The following is a 15,794-nucleotide window of genomic DNA, read 5'->3' on the forward strand; positions in this document are numbered from 1 at the left end:
CAAACGGCAGGACGCCGCGCCCCGCGCTGGAGCAAACTAAAGGCCTCGCATTCACCGGCCGCAGCGTCTCCCCGCCATGCCTCCGAACCTCCCGCGCCTCGAAGTCGTCCCGGGTGATCTCTCCGCCTACGCCCGGGGCAACACCGGGATCGACTACGTCCACCGCTTCGAATCCGGGAAGGCGGGCCCGCATGTGCTGATCAACGCGCTGACCCACGGCAACGAGATCTGCGGGATGGTGGCGGCCACCCATCTGCTCGACACGGGCGTGCGCCCGCGGATCGGCACGCTCACGGTGAGCTTCGCCCACGTGGAGGCCTACAACGCCTTCGACGCGCAGAAGCCCTTCGAGAACCGGCAGCTGGTGCACAACCTCAACCGCATCTGGTCGGACGAGTGGCTGGAGGGGCCGGAGGACAGCCCCGAGCTGCGCCGGGCGCGCGCGCTGCGGCCGGTGGTGGCCGCGGCCGACCATATCCTCGACCTCCATTCCACCAGCCAGGACGTGGTGCCCTTCTGGGTCTACCCGGCCTTCAAGCGCAATGCGGACGTCGCGCTGGCGATCGGCCGGCCGTCGGTGCACCTGGTGATGCCCAAGGGCCTGGGTTCGGGCACGCCGCTGATCCAGCACGGTCGCCATGGCGAGGACGAAGGGCCGGCCGGCGCCGCCCTGGTGGCCGAGTGCGGACAGCATTTCCTGCAGGCCACGGCGGACATGGCGGTGGGCGTGACGCTGGACTTCCTGGGTCATTTCGGGCTGATCGAGCGTGAACCCCAGCCGGCCCCCGAAGCGCCGCGGCGCTTCGAGCTGCTCGAGACCCGGATGGTGAAGACGCCGGAATTCCGCTTCGTGCGGCCGCTGCTCGGCTTCGAGGTGTTCGCCAAGGACGAGTTGATTGCCATCGATGGCGATGAAGAGATTCGCGCGCCTTGCGACGAATGCACGGTGCTGATGCCTGCGAGGGTGCCGATCGTGGGTCGGGAAGCGGTGTACCTGACGCGGCCGTTGTAGCCGCTGCGGACTTCTCACTTGCCCCAACTGTCCTTCATCCCGGCTGCGCGGTTGAAGACCAATCCCGCGCCCGCAGCCTGGCGGCTGTCCGGCACGAAGTACCCGTGGCGCTCGAACTGGAACGACTGGCCCGCCGCCTTGGCCAGCGCAGGCTCCGCATAGGCGTGCGCCACCACCAGGCTGCTCGGGTTGAGCTCGTCCTGCACCTCGCCCGTACCGGGCTGCGCCGCTGCGAACAGGCGCTCGTACAGCCTCACTTCGGCCGGCACCGCATCGGCCACCGCCACCCAGGTGATGTTGCCCTTGACCTTGATCGCGTCGGCGCCCGGGGTGCCGCTCTTGGTGTCCGGCACCAGCTTGGCCTGCACCTCGACCAGCCTGCCGTCCGCGTCCCGCGTGCCCCCCGTGCATTCGATGACATGGCCATACTTGAGGCGCACCTTGTTGCCCGGGAACAGGCGGAAAAAGCCTTTGGGCTGCACGTCCTCGTAGTCGGTGCGCTCGATCCACACCTCGCGGCCCAGCTTGAAGCTGCGCTTGCCCATCTCCGGGTGGTGCGGATGCACGGGCGCCGTGCATTCGTCGAGGAAGCCGGCGCCCATCAGCTCGTCCCAGTTCGTGATGACCAGCCGGACCGGGTCGAGCACGGCCATGGCGCGCGGGGCGACCGGGTCCAGCGTGTCGCGCAACGCGGCCTCCAGGCCGGCGTAGGCTATCCAGCCGCCGGACTTGGTCACGCCGGAGCGCTCGCAGAAGAGCTTCAGCGCCTCGGGCGTGTAGCCGCGGCGGCGCAGGCCGGCCAGGGTGGGCATGCGGGGATCGTCCCAGCCGTCGACGTGGCCTTCCTCGACCAGCTGGCGCAGGCGGCGCTTGCTGGTGATCACGTGGGTCACGTTGAGGCGCGCGAATTCGTACTGGCGCGGGTGCGGCGAAGCGATCAGGCCGCCTTCGGCCAGGCGGTCCAGCAGCCAATCGTAGAAGGGGCGCTGGTCCTCGAACTCCAGCGTGCAGATGCTGTGGGTGATCTGCTCCAGCGCATCTTCGATGGGGTGGGCGAAGGTGTACATCGGGTAGATGCACCAGGTGTCGCCGGTGTTGTGATGGGTCGCGCGTCGGATGCGGTAGAGCGCCGGATCGCGCATGTTGATGTTGGGGCTGCCCATGTCGATCTTCGCGCGCAGCACGGCTGCGCCGTCGGGCAGCTGGCCATCGCGCATGGCACGGAAACGCGCCAGGTTCTCTTCCGGCGTGCGGCCGCGGAAGGGGCTGTCGGTGCCGGGCGTGTTGAAGTCGCCGCGGGTGGCGCGGATCTGCTCGGCGCTCTGTTCGTCGACATAGGCCAGGCCGGCGCCGACCAGGTACTCGGCCGCGCGGTACATGAAGCCGAAGTAGTTGCTGGCGAAATAGACGTGCTCATGGGCCTCGCCCGGCCGCGCCGGATCGTCGGCCAGGCTGCAGTCGTAGCCCAGCCACTTCACCGCATCGCGGATGGCGTCGACGTATTCCTGCTCCTCCTTCTCGGGATTGGTGTCGTCGAAGCGCAGGTGGCACACGCCGCCGTATTCGCGGGCCAGCTCGAAGTTGAGCCAGATGCTCTTGGCATGGCCGATGTGCAGGTAGCCGTTGGGCTCCGGCGGAAAGCGCAGGCGCACGCGGGCCGGGTCCTGCATGCCTTGCGCATGGTGCGCGGCGTCCCCGGGAGAGCCGCCCCAGCGTCGATTGGCGTAGAGGCCCTGTTGGAGGTCGTTTTCGATGACGTGGCGCAGGAAATTGCTTGGCTTGGCGGTATCGGGGTCGGCGGCGGAAGTCATCTCTTCATTCTAGGTGGCCGCCCGGAGGAGTTACGTTTTGAAACGTTCTTCACGCTGCAATGTGAACCACGGTGACATTTGCTGCGTTCAATAGGCACATGGACGCATGCGTCCCCCTCAACAAGGAGATCCACACCATGAGCCCCACCCGATCCACCTTCCTCAAATGGGCTGCCGTGGGCGCCGTCGCAGCAGGCGCCTTGTTCACCGCCGCTTCGGCCAATGCCCGCGGCGACGTGAGCTGGTCGGTCGGCATCAGCGCTCCCGGCGTGGCCGTCGGCGTCGCGGCGCCCCCGGTGTACTACGCACCGCCGCCGCCCGTGTACTACCGTCCGGCGCCCGTCTATTACGCGCCCCCGCCGCCGGTCTACTATCGTCCGGCCCCGGTGTATTACGGTCCGCCGCCCGTGTATTACGGCCCGCGCGGCTACTATCGCCACCATGGTCACGGCTACTGGCGTTGAGCGCAGACGGCCACCATCGCCTGCTGTCACATGAAAGAACCGGCCCCGCGGCCGGTTTTTTCATGGGCGCTCACATGGCCTTGAACAGGTGGGCGTAGAGGCGGCTGACGGGGATCTTCTCGGTGCGGCCGCGCAGTACGAGATGCTGCTTGCCGGCTTCGTCGCGGTGCACCGATTCGATCGCGTCGCTGCGCACCACCGTCGCCCGGTGCACCTGCCAGAACACGCCGGCGTCGAGCTGCGGCAGCAGCTGCTTGAGCGGGGTGCGGATCAGGTATTCGCGGGACGCGGTGAGCACGCGCACGTACTTGTCCGCGGCCTCGAAGTACAGCACTTCCTCGACGGGCACCATGCGCACCGTGCTGCCGGCCGTGCCGGCCTCGCTGGCGGCGATCAGCTTGAGCGGTGCCGTGCCGCCGGCGCCGGGAGCCGCCCCCGCGCCGCCGGCCGCGGCCAGCAACTGGCGCCACTGCGCCATCGTGCTCGCCAGCGCCTCATCGGCGCTGGGCTCGCTGCCATTGCGCTGGGGCTCCAGCGCCTGTCGCAGGCGCGCAACGGTGCGCCGCAGGCGCTCGGATTGCACCGGCTTGAGCACGTAGTCGATGGCCTGGGCATCGAAGGCCCGGGCCGCGTATTCGTCGTAAGCGGTCACGAAGACCAGCTGGGGCAGCGGCGCCTCGTCGGCCGGCCAGGCGTCGGCCAGCTCGGCGGCGGCGGCCAGGCCGTCCTGACCTGGCATGCGGATGTCGAAGAACAGCACCTGCGGCAGCAGCTGCAGGGCCTCGCGCACCGCACTGCGGCCGTCGCCGACGGTGGCGAGTACTTCGAGCTCGGGCCAGGCGGTGGCGAGTTCGGCGCGCAATGCCTGGGCCAGCAGGGGTTCGTCTTCGGCGATGAGGGCGGTGGTCTTCATGCGGAGAGGGGAAGGTGGATGGTGGCGCAGGTGCCGCCGGCCGGGCCGGCGGCGAACTGCAGGGCGCCTTGGCCGCCGTAGGCGGTGGCGATGCGTTCCCGCACCTGCGACAGCCCGAAGCCGCCTTCGGGACGCGGCGCGCTGTCGTCGTGCGGGTCGACGCCGATGCCGATCCCGGTGTCGCGCACCTCGAGCACCAGGCGCTGGCCTTCGCGACGCGCGCCGATCGCGATTTCGCCGCCCTCGACTTTCGGTTCGAGCCCGTGGCGGATCGCGTTCTCCACCAGCGGCTGCAGCAGCAGCGGCGGCACCGGCACCTCGCGCAGGTCCTCGGGCAGCTCGAGCCGGTAGGCGAGCCGCGGCCCCATGCGCACGGACATCAGTTCCAGGTAGTCGCCCAGCCGCTGGAACTCGGCCGACAGCGGATGCGCGAGCGCGCGCGAGCCGCTCAAGGTCACGCGCAGGTAGCTGTTCAGACGGTCGAGCATGGCCACGGCGCGCGACGGATCGGTGGCGATCAGCACCCGCAGATTGGCCAGCGTGTTGAAGAGCATGTGCGGCTCGAGCTGGGTCTCCAGCAGCTTGAGGCGCGCGTCGGCCGCGTCGCGCTGGGCCAGCGCGATCTCGCCTTCGAGGTATTTGCTCTTGCCGAGGCTGTAGTAGAAGTAGCAGATGACGACGCCCGCCGCCACCGTGATCAGCACCGTGGAGGCGAGCTTGTCCCGTGAGAAGCTCAGGAATTCCAGCAGGGGCTTGCCGGTCCAGGCGTCGCCGATGGCGTTGCCGCCGAGGAAGCCCACCACGATGCCCACCAAGACCAGCACCACCCCGCGCCAACCGTGCGGCCAGGGCTTGGCGGTGCGGCCCGCAAGCAGCAGCCGGCCGACGTCGATGAAGACCCAGCTGATCAGCCCGATCGAGAGCGAATAGACGAACTGCGGCGCCCAGGCGCCGCGGCCCGAGACCGACAGGCCGACCGCGATGACGCAGCAGAAGCCGGCGGTCGAGATCCCATGGCGCAGGACGTGCCGGAGGTTCTTCTGCGAGAAGTTGCGCGACAGGGCTTCGCTCACCCGCGGTCTCCGCCGCGCAGCGCCTTGCGCTCGCGTTCGAGCAGCCGGTCGTAGAAGTTGCCGCCCGGCGCGATGAAGAAGACCACCGCGCCATGGATCAGCAACCCCAGTCCCCAGCCGAGCAGTGGGTACATGGCCCAGTTCTGTCCCCGCGAACTCGCCAGGATCACGAGGAACAGGTTGACCAGCACATAGACGGTGGCATGGATGTACCAGCCCATCTTGGCCCCGGCACGGCGGCGGGCGAGGCGTTCGGTGCGGTCGCTGGAGGACGTGGTGTCGTCGTTCATGGTGAGACCTCTCGAAGGAATAAGGGATTCTTGCGGAAGAACGGACTTGCGGGATTGCGATCGTGAACGAGACCGGACATCCGCAGGCGGAGAGCGCATCGGCCTGCCTACGCGGCCGCCACGGTCTCGCGGTCCTCCCGGATCGCCAGCTTCCACAAGCGCAGCGAACGGGCCGCGAAGATGCCGCTGAAGACCCCGTAGAGGGCGCCGATGCCCAGCGCGAAGCCGGATTGGCGCGACAGCTCCGGGTGCATCGCCAGCAGCACGCCGACCGCGTACTTGGTGAAGAAGATGCCCATCATCAGCGCCAGCGGCGCCGCACTTCCCGGGAGGTGGAAGGTGCGCGTCGCGGGGTCGAAGCGCGCCGCCGCGGGCAGCGGCCAGCGCTGCACCGTGAGCAGCAGCACCGTGGCCAGGCCGGCCCAGCCGAGCAGGGCGAGCGGCGAATCGCCGAAGGCCGAGAGCAGCCCGTAGAAGGACAGTCCCGTCATCGCGATCGGCAGCAGCGTCACGCGGGTCAGGCTGACGCTGCCGGCGAGCAGCTGCTTGGCGCCGAGCCACACGAGCAGAGCGAAGAGCGCGAACACCCAGCGCGGGGTGTGGGACAGGATCTGGGTCAGCATCAGCATGTTGTTTCTCCTGGAAGGGGTGGGTCGAAAGCGTCGATGGGCGGACTGTGCCGGCGCTCCCGCGCCCCCGCCATGCGCTTGCGACGAGCTGCAGCCGGCGGGCGCGAGTTGCAATCCGCTGTCGCCGGACGCAATGCGCAACGCCGGCTTTACCGGGGCTTTACGGTCCGTAAGAACGCGGCGCTACGATTCGGCGCTCCACTACGGGCTGCCTGCGAACTGCCCTGTTGCCGATGTCTTCCCCCATCCCCGAGCCCGTTGCCGCCGCCCCCCTCGCCGAACCGCCCGCACCGCGGCCGCCGTCGCGCCGGCGGCGCTGGCTGGGGAGCCTGGCTGCGTTGCTGGTCGTGCTGGCGCTGGGCGCAGGGGCGTGGTACCTGATCAAGCGCTCGAACGAGCCGACCGGCGGCCGCGCCGGCTTCGGCCCACCCGGCTCCACCGTCGGCCATGCCGTGGCGCAACGGGCCGAGCTGCCCGTGACCCTCGATGCGCTGGGCACCGTGACGCCGCTGGCCACCATCACCCTGAAGCCGCAGGTGGGCGGCGTGCTCACCGAGGTGCTCTACACCGAGGGCCAAGCGGTGACCAAGGGCCAGTTGCTGGCACGCATCGATCCGCGCCCCTACGAGCAGGCGCTGATGCAGGCCCAGGGCACGCGGGTGCGCGACGAGGCCCAGCTCGAGGCCGCGCGCGTCACGCTGGCGCGCTACCGCACGCTGCTGACCCAGGACTCCATCGCCCGCCAGGACGTCGACACCCAGGCCGCGCTGGTCAAGCAGCTCGAAGGCACGGTGATCACCGACCGCGCCGCCGAGGCCGCGGCCAAGCTCAACGTCGAATACACGCGCATCACCGCGCCGGTGGCGGGGCGTATCGGCCTGCGCACCGTCGATCCCGGCAACACGGTCACGGCCAACGCGAGCACCGGCATCGCCGTGATCACGCAGATGACCCCGATCGACGTCCAGTTCGCCGTGCCGCAGGACCGCCTGCCCGACATCGAGACCCAACTCGCCAAGGGCGCGGCCCTGCCGGTCAAGGCGATGGACCGCACGCGCAGCACCACGCTGGACACCGGCACCTTCTCGACCCTCGACAACGTGGTGGACACCAGCACCGGCACGGTCAAGGGCAAGGCCCGTTTCGCGAACGCCCAGACCACGCTGTTCCCCAGCCAGTTCGTCAACGTGCAGATGACCTTGCGCACCATCGGCGCCATCGTCGTGCCGGTGACCGCGGTGCGCACCGGCCCCACCGGAAGCTACGTCTACGTGATCAACGAGGACCGTACGGTCTCGATGCGCCCGGTCAAGCGGGGCGAGTCGACGGTCGAGGTGGTGGCGATCACCGAGGGCCTGGAAGCCGGCGAGAAGGTGGTGACCGAAGGCGGCGACCGCCTCAAGGACGGCGCGCAGGTGCTGCTGCAGGGCGACAAGCCGGCGGCCACCCCGCGCCAGGGCGCGTCCGGCCCGCGCGCCCGTGGCGAGGGCCGGCGCCGGCAACCGCCGCCGCAGTGAAGGGATGATGAGCCCCTCGCGCCCCTTCATCGAACGCCCGGTGGCGACCGCGCTGCTGATGCTCGCGATCGTGCTCGCGGGCCTGGTCGGGTTTCGCTTCCTGCCGCTGGCGGCGCTGCCGCAGGTGGACTACCCGACCATTCAGGTGCAGACCCTCTACCCCGGCGCCAGCCCCGAGGTGATGAGCCGCACCGTCACCGCGCCGCTGGAGCGGCAGTTCGGCCAGATGGCCGGCCTGGACCGCATGAGCACGGTGAGCTCGAACGGCGTCTCCATCGTCACGCTGCAGTTCGCGCTCGACCAGACCCTCGACGTGGCCGAGCAGCAGGTGCAGGCCGCGATCAACGCCGGCGGCTCGCTGCTGCCGGCCGACTTGCCGGCGCCGCCGGTCTATGCCAAGGTCAACCCGGCCGATGCGCCCATTCTCACGCTGGCCGTGAGCTCCAGCACCATGCCGCTGACCGAGGTGCAGAACCTGGTCAATACGCGGCTGGCGCAGAAGATCAGCCAGGTGGCCGGCGTGGGCCTGGTTGCGCTTTCGGGCGGCCAGCGCCCGGCGGTGCGCATCCAGGCCGACACCAACGCGCTGGCCTCCGTGGGCATCGGCCTGGACACGCTGCGCACCGCGATCGCGGCGGCCAATGCCAACAGCGCCAAGGGCAGCTTCGACGGGCCGAAGCGCGCCTACACCATCAATGCCAACGACCAGCTGGTCGCCGCGGCCGACTACAAGAACCTGATCGTCGCCTGGAAGAACGGCGCGCCGGTGCGCATGAGCGATGTCGCGCGGGTGGTCGATGGGGCGGAGAACACGCAGCTGGGCGCCTGGGCAGCGGCGCGTGCGGAGTCGAGGGACGACCAGGCCGCAGCAGCCCTCTATCCCGCGATCATCCTCAACGTGCAGCGCCAGCCCGGTGCCAACGTGATCGGCACCGTCGATGCCGTCAAGAAGCTGCTGCCCGAGCTCGAGGCCTCGCTGCCCGGCTCGCTCAAGGTCGAGGTGCTGAGCGACCGCACCACCGGCATCCGTGCCTCGGTGCGTCACGTGCAGCTCGAGCTCGCGCTGGCCGTGGTGCTGGTGGTGCTGGTGATCTTTTTCTTCCTGCACAGCCTGCGCGCCACCGTGATCGCCAGCATCGCGGTGCCGATCTCTCTGATCGGAACGCTGGGCATCATGTACCTGCTGGGCTACAGCCTCAACAACCTGAGCCTGATGGCGCTGACCATCGCCACCGGCTTCGTGGTGGACGACGCGATCGTCATGATCGAGAACATCGCGCGCTACCTGGAGGAGGGCGACCCGCCCTTCAAGGCTGCGCTCAAGGGGGCGACGCAGATCGGCTTCACCATCATCTCGCTGACGGTGTCGCTGGTGGCGGTGCTGATTCCGCTGCTCTTCATGGGCGACGTGGTGGGGCGGCTGTTCCGCGAGTTCGCCGTGACGCTGGCGATCACCATCCTGATCTCGGCCGTGGTCTCGCTGACGCTGGTGCCGATGATGTCGGCGCGCTGGCTCAAGCCCCAGGCCGAGGAGGGCGGCCGCTTCGGCGCGCGCGTGCAGCACTTCTTCGAGCGCGTGATCGCGCGCTACGACGGGCAACTGCAATGGGTGCTGCGCCATCAGCCGCTGACGCTGGTGGTGGCGCTGCTGACGCTGGCGCTCACCGTGCTGCTCTACGTCGCGATCCCGAAGGGGCTCTTTCCGACGCAGGACACCGGGCAGCTGCAGGCGCGGATCGAGGCGGCGCAGGACGTGTCCTTCCTGCGCATGGCCGAGCTGCAGAAGGCCGCGGCCGAGGCCATCCTGGCCGACCCCGACGTGCGCAGCCTCAGCTCCGTGGTGGGCGTGGACGCGGCCAACAACACCGCGCTCAATGCCGGGCGCATGCTGATCAACCTGCGCTCGGGCCGCGACGAGCAGGCGAGCGTGATGCAGCGCCTGCGCGATCGGGTGCGTGCGGTGCCCGGCGTGACGCTCTACCTGCAACCCACGCAGGACCTGACCATCGATGCCGAGACCGGCCCGACCGAGTTCCGAGTCGCGCTCGAGGGCGTGGACACCACCGTCGTGAACGACTGGGCAAAGAAGCTGGTCGAGCGGCTGCGCAGCACGCCGCAGGTGCGCAACGCCACCACCGACGCCGGGGCGCAGGGCCTGGCGGCCTACGTGGACATCGACCGCAACACCGCCTCGCGGCTCTCGGTCACGGCCAGCTCGGTCGACGATGCGCTCTACAGCGCCTTCGGCCAACGCATCGTTTCCACCATCTTCACCGAGACCAACCAGTACCGCGTGATCCTGGAAGCGCAGCGCGAGGCCCTGGACTCGCCGCAGGGCCTGGGCAACCTGCAGCTGCGCACCGGCGCGGGCACGCCGACGCCGCTGTCCGCGCTGGCCACGGTGCGCGAGCAGCTGGCGCCGCTGCAGGTCACGCGCGTCGCGCAGTACCCGGCCGCCACCGTCGGCTTCGACACCGCGCCCGGCGTGGCGCTGGGCAAGTCGGTCGCGGCCATCCGCGCCGCGGCCAGGGAGCTCGGCCTGCCCGCGAGCGTGCGCCTGAACTTCCTGGGCGCGGCCGGGGCCTACGAGAAGTCGCTGACCAACCAGCTGTGGCTGATCCTCGCGGCCGTGGTGTGCGTGTACATCGTGCTGGGTGTGCTGTACGAGAGCTACATCCACCCGCTGACCATCCTGTCCACGCTGCCCTCGGCCGGCGTGGGTGCGCTGCTGGCGCTGATGCTGACCGGCAACGACCTGGGCGTGATCGGCATCATCGGCATCATTCTCCTGATCGGCATCGTGAAGAAGAACGCCATCATGATGATCGACTTCGCGATCGATGCCGAACGGCATGAGGGGAAGTCGCCGCAGGAGGCGATCCACCAGGCGGCGCTGCTGCGGTTCCGGCCGATCCTGATGACGACGCTGGCGGCGCTGTTCGCGGCGCTGCCCCTGATGTTCGGATGGGGCGAGGGCGCTGAGCTGCGGCGGCCGCTCGGCTTGGCGATCTTCGGCGGGCTGGTGGTGAGCCAGGTGCTGACGCTGTTCACCACGCCGGTGATCTACCTGGCATTCGATCGCATGGGGCGCAGGTTCGGGGGGAAGCGCGATGCCGCGCACGCCGCTTGAATTCGGCGAGGGCGGCGCATGAACCTCTCCCGCCCCTTCGTCGAACGTCCCATCGCCACGGTCCTGCTGACCATCGGCGTCGCCCTGGCCGGCATCGTCGCCTTCCTCGTGCTGCCGGTCTCGCCGCTGCCGCAGGTCGACTACCCGACGATCGCGGTCCAGGCCAGCCTCGCGGGCGCCAGTCCCAGCACCATGGCCTCCAGCGTGGCCACGCCGCTGGAGCGCCGGCTGGGCATCATCCCGGGCGTCAACGAGCTGACCTCGACCAGCTCCAACGGCTCTGCGCGCATCACGCTGCAGTTCGATCTCAGCCGCAACATCGACAGCGCCGCGCGCGAGGTACAGGCCGCGATCAACGCTGCCCGCGCCGACCTGCCGGCGACGCTGCGCAGCAACCCGACCTACCGCAAGCGCAATCCGGCCTCGGCGCCGGTGATGATCCTGGCGCTCACCTCCAAGACCCGCACGCCGGGGCAGATCTACGAGGCGGTCTCCAACATCGTGAGCCAGCGGCTGTCGCAGGTCGACGGCGTGGGCGAGGTCGAGATCGGCGGCGGCTCGCTGCCGGCGGTGCGCGTGGAGCTGGAGCCTTTCTCGCTCAACCGCATGGGCGTCAGCAGCGAGGACGTGCGTGCCGCCATCCAGGCGAACAACGCGAACCGGCCCAAGGGCGCGATCGAGAGCGGTGACCGCCGGCTGCAGATCTACACCCCCGCGCCCGGCCGCCGCGCCGCGGACTACCGCGACCTGGTGATCGCCTGGCGCAACGACGCGCCCGTGCGCCTGGGCGACGTGGCCCGCGTGATCGACAGCGTCGAGAACACCCGCACCCTGGGCCTTTTCAACGGCGAGCCCGCGGTGGTGGTTCTGGTCACGCAGGAGCCGGGCGCCAACATCATCGACACGGTGGACGGCATCCGCGAGCTGATGCCGGAGCTGCGCGCGCAGCTGCCGCAGGACATCGACATCGAGATCGCCTCGGACCGCACCAACTCCATCCGCGCCTCGCTGCGCGAGATCGAGACCACGCTGATGATCTCGATCGTGCTGGTGGTGCTGGTGGTCGGTCTGTTCCTGCGCAAGGCGCGCGCCACCATCATCCCGGCGGTGGCGACCGTGGTCTCGCTGCTCGGCACCTTCGGCGTGATGCACCTGCTGGGCTTCAGCCTCAACAACCTCAGCCTGATGGCGCTGACCGTCGCCACCGGCTTCGTGGTCGACGATGCGATCGTGGTGCTGGAGAACACCGCGCGCCACATCGAGGCGGGCATGAACCGCATGGAGGCGGCCTTGCGCGGCGCGCGCGAGGTGGGCTTCACGGTGCTGTCGATCAGCCTGTCGCTGGTGGCGGTGTTCATCCCGCTGCTGTTCATGGGCGGGCAGGTGGGCCGGCTGTTCCGCGAGTTCGCGGTGACGCTCTCGGCCTCGGTGCTGATCTCGCTGGTGATCTCCCTGACCACCACGCCCATGATGTGCGCCCTGCTGCTGCGCAGCGAAGCGGAGGAGGGGCCGAGAAAGAAGCGCGGGCGCGCGCTGACCTGGCTGGGCGGCGGCTTCGAACGTGCCTGGAACTGGACGCTGCGCGTCTATGCCCACAGCCTGGACTGGGCGCTCGCCAGCAAGGGCGTGGTGATCGCGGTGCTGCTGGCGGTGATCGGCCTCAACGTCTACCTCTTCAACGCCATTCCCAAGGGCTACTTCCCGCAGCAGGACAACGGCCAGCTCAATGCCGGCATCCGCGCCGACCAGAGCATCTCCTCGGCCGCCGTGGCCGACAAGCTGCGCCAGGCGGTGGACATCATCCGAAAAGACCCCGCGGTCGCCACCGTGGTCGGCTTCTCGGGCGGCGGCCGCGCCGGCGGCGGTTTCATGTTCGTGAACCTCAAGCCGCTGGGGCAGCGCACCGAGAAGACGCAGGCCGTCATCGACCGCCTGCGGCCGCAGCTCAACCAGCTCACCGGCCTGCGCGTGTTCCTGTTCCCGGTGCAGGATCTGCGCATGGGCGGGCGCTCCAGCAACTCCAGCTACCAGTACACGCTCAAGGGCGACAACCTCGAAGACCTGCGCAAATGGACCGGCAAGCTCGCCGACCGCCTGCGCCAGGAGACCGCGCTGACCGACATCGACAGCGACGACACGGTCAACGGCGTGGAGACCTTCGTGGACGTGGACCGCGACGCCGCCGCGCGCCTGGGCGTCACCTCGAGCGCGGTCGACAACGCGCTCTACAACGCCTACGGCCAGCGCTCGGTCGCCACCATCTACGACGAGCTCAACCAGTACTCGGTGATCATGGAGTGGGCGCCGCGATTCCAGCGCGCGCCGATCGTGCTGAAGGACCTCTACGTGCCCTCGACGCTCCACACTGTCACCAGCGCGAACGGCGCGAGCACGGTCAGCTCGCTGCAGGCCAACACCGACGCGACGACCGGCACCTCGACCGCCACCTCGGCCAACCCGGCTTCGCGCACCTCGTCCGCGGGCCAGCAGATCGCGACCAGCACCACGCCCATGGTGCCGCTCGCGGCCTTCTCCAAGCTCAGCGAGCGCGCGGTGCCGAGCTCGATCGACCACCAGGACACGGAGCTGTCGAGCACCATCTCCTTCAGCCTGGCCGACGGCGTGAGCATCGACGAGGCGCGCCGCGCCGTGGCTCAGGCCGAAGCCGACATCGCGATGCCGATCAACGTGCGCGGCAGCTTCCAGGGCACTGCGCTGGCGGCGCAGCAATCTCAGGCGCAGCAGCTGTTCCTCATCCTGGCGGCGCTGGTCGTGATCTACATCGTGCTGGGCGTGCTCTACGAGAGCCTGGTGCACCCGGTCACGGTGCTGACGACGCTGCCTTCGGCCGGCGTCGGTGCGGTGCTGGCACTGCTGCTGTTCCGCATGGAGTTCTCCATCATCGCGCTGATCGGCGTGTTCCTCCTGATCGGCATCGTCAAGAAGAACGCGATCCTGATCATCGACTTCGCGCTCGAGGCCGAGCGCGCACGCGGCCTGAGCGCGGTCGCGGCCGTCCGCGAGGCCTGCCTGCTGCGCTTCCGCCCCATCCTGATGACCACGCTGGCCGCCGCGCTGGGCGCCTTGCCGCTCGCGATCGGCTTCGGCGAGGGCGCCGAGCTGCGCCAGCCGCTGGGCGTGGCGATCATCGGCGGCCTGATCGCGAGCCAGCTGCTGACCCTGCTGACCACGCCGGTGGTCTACGTGCTGCTCGACAAGCTGCGCCGCCGGCCGGCCAACGAGAAGTACCTCAGCCGCGACGCTTCCGATCCCTCCCTCTCTCCGGCCTCCGCCCTGGCGCCCTCTCCCAATGCAAGAGGGCCGGGATGAGGGCTGCGGCAGTCGATGCAACGACCACGAACATGAACGTTCCGAACGCACCACTTCGCCGGTCCCGGCGCTGCGCTGCCGCGATCGCGATGGCGCTCGCGCTGAGCGCCTGCGCCATCGGCCCCGGCTACGAGCAGCCTTCCACCGCCATGCCCGCCGCCTGGAAGGAAGCCCCCGCCGCCGAAGGCTGGCTCCCGGCCGCCCCCGCCGACGCACTGGACCGCGGCGAATGGTGGAAGCTCTTCGGCGACCCCGTCCTCGACGAACTGGCCGTGCGCGTGCAGGTCTCCAATCAGAACATCGCCGCCGCCGTCGCCAGCTATGCGCAGGCGCGCGCGGTGGTGCGCGAGCAGCGCGCGGCGCTGTTCCCGACGGTATTGGCCAGCGGCGGGGCGACTCGTTCCGGCGCGCGCAACAGCTCGCCCAGCACCGCGACCGACGCTGCGCTGCGAGCCGACTGGGCGCCCGATGTGTGGGGCCGGCTGCGTCAGGCGGTGGGCGGCGCCCAGGCCAGCGCGCAGGCCAGCGAGGCCGACCTGGCCTCAGCGCGGCTGTCCGCGGTGGGCGAGCTCGCGACCCACTACTTCTCGCTGCGCGAGGCCGATGCCGAGCTGCAGCTGCTGGCGGTCACCCTGGAGGGCTACCAGCGCAGCCTGGAGATCGCGCGCAACCGCTACAGCGCCGGCATCGCGGCGCAGACCGATGTGCTGCAGGCGCAGACGCTCTACGTCAATACGCAGGCCGAGCGCGTGGCGCTGAAGCGCACGCGCGACACGCTGGAGCATGCGATCGCGGTGCTGGTCGGCGCTGCGCCGGCCGAGTTCGAGCTGCCCGCGGCGGACTGGACGCCCACCGTGCCCGGCATTCCAAGCGGGGTGCCTTCGACGCTGCTGCAGCGCCGGCCCGACATCGCCGCCTCCGAGCGTGCGGTGGCGGCGGCCAATGCGCAGATCGGCATCGCACGCGCCGCCTACTTCCCGAGCTTCACCCTCAACGCGGGGCTCAGCAGCAGTGCGAGCCGCGTGGGCAACCTGTTCAGTGCCTCCAACACCTTGTGGTCGCTCGGCCTGTCGGTGGCGCAGACGGTGTTCGATGCCGGCGCCATCGGGGCGCGGGTGGACCAGGCCAGAGCCGCGCACGAGGGCGCGGTGGCGCGCTATCGCCAGACCGTGCTGGCCGCCTTCCAGGACGTCGAGGACCAGCTCACGGCGGGTGCGAGCCTGGCGCAGCAGGAAGGGCTTCGGCGCGAGGCTTCGGCGGCGGCCGATCGCAGCGAGCAGCAGTTCCTCAATCGCTATCGACAAGGGCAGGTGAGCTATACCGATGTGGTGACGGCGCAGGTTTTGGCGCTCAATGCGCGGCGCACGGTGCTGCAGTTGCAGGTGAGCCGGCAGAGTGCGGCGGTGGCGTTGATTCAGGGGTTGGGTGGGGGGTGGCAGGCGGAGTGGATGGGCGCCGGGACGCCGCCTCCCGATTCCTGATTTGCGCCCTCTTCACCTTTGAAGTGAGAGTGGGATCTTTTTTGGGTGTTGTGGCTGTTTGGAGGCTGGAGCCGGGATGTCGCCCCGGCGGGCGAGTCACTTTCTTTTGCTTCGCCAAAAGAAAGTAACCAAAGAAAAGGCGAC

Annotated in this window: 11 protein-coding genes; 6 read left to right on the forward strand and 5 right to left on the reverse strand. The window is 69.6% G+C overall.

Features of this window, described 5'->3' with window-relative positions:
* Positions 1-76: 76 nt before the first annotated feature.
* Complete coding sequence (locus J2739_RS15100; RefSeq protein ID WP_309902986.1) at positions 77-1,012, forward strand: M14 family metallopeptidase; 936 nt, start codon at positions 77-79, stop codon at positions 1,010-1,012.
* A gap of 14 nt (positions 1,013-1,026) precedes the next feature.
* Here J2739_RS15100 and J2739_RS15105 read toward each other — a convergent pair whose 3' ends face one another.
* On the reverse strand, positions 1,027-2,823 hold the full coding sequence (locus tag J2739_RS15105; protein WP_309902987.1) for a glutamine--tRNA ligase/YqeY domain fusion protein: 1,797 nt from the start codon (positions 2,821-2,823) through the stop codon (positions 1,027-1,029).
* Positions 2,824-2,960: 137 nt separating this feature from the next.
* On the opposite strand from J2739_RS15105, the gene J2739_RS15110 reads away from it, so the two are divergent.
* Positions 2,961-3,287 (forward strand): hypothetical protein, encoded by a 327-nt coding sequence (locus tag J2739_RS15110; RefSeq protein ID WP_309902989.1) that lies wholly within the window; start codon positions 2,961-2,963, stop codon positions 3,285-3,287.
* A gap of 70 nt (positions 3,288-3,357) precedes the next feature.
* On the opposite strand, the gene J2739_RS15115 is transcribed toward J2739_RS15110, so the two are convergent.
* The 4 genes from J2739_RS15115 to J2739_RS15130 all read right to left on the reverse strand — a co-directional run bounded on the left by J2739_RS15115 (position 3,358) and on the right by J2739_RS15130 (position 6,192).
* Complete coding sequence (locus tag J2739_RS15115; RefSeq protein ID WP_309902991.1) at positions 3,358-4,200, reverse strand: LytR/AlgR family response regulator transcription factor; 843 nt, start codon at positions 4,198-4,200, stop codon at positions 3,358-3,360.
* Positions 4,197-5,273, reverse strand: coding sequence for a sensor histidine kinase (locus tag J2739_RS15120; RefSeq protein WP_309902993.1), 1,077 nt, complete (start codon positions 5,271-5,273; stop codon positions 4,197-4,199). The genes J2739_RS15115 and J2739_RS15120 overlap by 4 nt, the downstream gene beginning before the upstream one ends.
* Entirely contained in the window at positions 5,270-5,563 is a 294-nt protein-coding gene (locus J2739_RS15125) for a 2TM domain-containing protein (protein WP_309902995.1), read from the reverse strand. Before J2739_RS15125 ends, J2739_RS15120 begins: the two co-directional genes overlap by 4 nt.
* Before the next feature lie 107 nt (positions 5,564-5,670).
* The gene (locus J2739_RS15130) at positions 5,671-6,192 is read right to left on the reverse strand and encodes a DUF6622 family protein (protein ID WP_405053889.1); all 522 of its coding nucleotides are present in this window, start codon (positions 6,190-6,192) and stop codon (positions 5,671-5,673) included.
* 233 nt (positions 6,193-6,425) lie between these two features.
* Between J2739_RS15130 and J2739_RS15135 the strand changes: the two genes are divergently transcribed.
* The 4 genes from J2739_RS15135 to J2739_RS15150 are packed head-to-tail and all read left to right on the forward strand — an operon-like array spanning position 6,426 to position 15,650.
* On the forward strand, positions 6,426-7,709 hold the full coding sequence (locus J2739_RS15135) for an efflux RND transporter periplasmic adaptor subunit (protein WP_309902996.1): 1,284 nt from the start codon (positions 6,426-6,428) through the stop codon (positions 7,707-7,709).
* A 7-nt stretch (positions 7,710-7,716) separates the two neighbouring features.
* The gene (locus J2739_RS15140) at positions 7,717-10,839 is read left to right on the forward strand and encodes an efflux RND transporter permease subunit (protein ID WP_309902998.1); all 3,123 of its coding nucleotides are present in this window, start codon (positions 7,717-7,719) and stop codon (positions 10,837-10,839) included.
* A gap of 18 nt (positions 10,840-10,857) precedes the next feature.
* Positions 10,858-14,169, forward strand: a complete 3,312-nt coding sequence (locus tag J2739_RS15145) for an efflux RND transporter permease subunit (protein ID WP_309903000.1) — start codon at positions 10,858-10,860, stop codon at positions 14,167-14,169.
* Positions 14,170-14,201: 32 nt separating this feature from the next.
* The gene (locus J2739_RS15150; RefSeq protein ID WP_309903002.1) at positions 14,202-15,650 is read left to right on the forward strand and encodes an efflux transporter outer membrane subunit; all 1,449 of its coding nucleotides are present in this window, start codon (positions 14,202-14,204) and stop codon (positions 15,648-15,650) included.
* Positions 15,651-15,794: the final 144 nt, after the last annotated feature.

The sequence above is a fragment of the Variovorax soli genome, from assembly GCF_031454625.1.
In the GTDB taxonomy this organism is placed as follows: domain Bacteria; phylum Pseudomonadota; class Gammaproteobacteria; order Burkholderiales; family Burkholderiaceae_C; genus Variovorax; species Variovorax soli_A.

Bases quoted from the DNA above. Each gene is read 5' to 3' on its own strand.
- J2739_RS15110 (WP_309902989.1), top strand. From the start codon at position 2,961: ATGAGCCCCACCCGATCCACCTTCCTCAAATGGGCTGCCGTGGGCGCC.
- J2739_RS15125 (WP_309902995.1), bottom strand. From the start codon at position 5,563: ATGAACGACGACACCACGTCCTCCAGCGACCGCACCGAACGCCTCGCC.
- J2739_RS15105 (WP_309902987.1), bottom strand. From the start codon at position 2,823: ATGACTTCCGCCGCCGACCCCGATACCGCCAAGCCAAGCAATTTCCTG.
- J2739_RS15130 (WP_405053889.1), bottom strand. From the start codon at position 6,192: ATGCTGATGCTGACCCAGATCCTGTCCCACACCCCGCGCTGGGTGTTC.
- J2739_RS15135 (WP_309902996.1), top strand. From the start codon at position 6,426: ATGTCTTCCCCCATCCCCGAGCCCGTTGCCGCCGCCCCCCTCGCCGAA.
- J2739_RS15115 (WP_309902991.1), bottom strand. From the start codon at position 4,200: ATGAAGACCACCGCCCTCATCGCCGAAGACGAACCCCTGCTGGCCCAG.
- J2739_RS15100 (WP_309902986.1), top strand. From the start codon at position 77: ATGCCTCCGAACCTCCCGCGCCTCGAAGTCGTCCCGGGTGATCTCTCC.
- J2739_RS15140 (WP_309902998.1), top strand. From the start codon at position 7,717: ATGAGCCCCTCGCGCCCCTTCATCGAACGCCCGGTGGCGACCGCGCTG.
- J2739_RS15150 (WP_309903002.1), top strand. From the start codon at position 14,202: ATGAACGTTCCGAACGCACCACTTCGCCGGTCCCGGCGCTGCGCTGCC.
- J2739_RS15145 (WP_309903000.1), top strand. From the start codon at position 10,858: ATGAACCTCTCCCGCCCCTTCGTCGAACGTCCCATCGCCACGGTCCTG.